This is a genomic window from Thermorhabdus hydrogeniformans (assembly GCF_049310025.1).
In the GTDB taxonomy this organism is placed as follows: domain Bacteria; phylum Bacillota; class Thermosediminibacteria; order Thermosediminibacterales; family Tepidanaerobacteraceae; genus JBJYKD01.
Map to the genome: position 1 here is coordinate 1 of NZ_JBJYKD010000148.1, position 270 is coordinate 270.

At 75.9% G+C, this 270-nt stretch carries 1 protein-coding gene; it reads right to left on the reverse strand.

Going from position 1 to position 270, the window contains the following annotated elements; translation table 11 throughout:
- Positions 1 to 163 (reverse strand): NAD(P)H-binding protein (locus ACKX14_RS15865; RefSeq protein WP_422449357.1); only part of this gene is annotated, 163 nt, incomplete at its 3' end.
- Positions 164 to 270: the final 107 nt, after the last annotated feature.

Sequence of the window (270 nt, forward strand, 5' to 3'; positions counted from 1 at the left end):
CGTCCAGCCCGTCCACCACCGCGGGTCGCGCCCCGAGCGCGGCGAGCTCTCCCGCCTTGTCCGCGCTGCGGGTCGTCGCGGTCACCTCGTGCCCCCGCGCGAGCAGCTGCGGCACCAGCCGCCTGCCCAGCGCACCCGTTCCTCCTGCCACGAAGACGCGCATCCGTCCCTCCTCGTCCCTCGTCCCGTCGCCACCTCGGACGAGGAAGCGGGGGAGCCGGTGACAGTGGCGCGCGTCGCACCCTCAGGCCGCGTGCGTGGCCTGAGGGT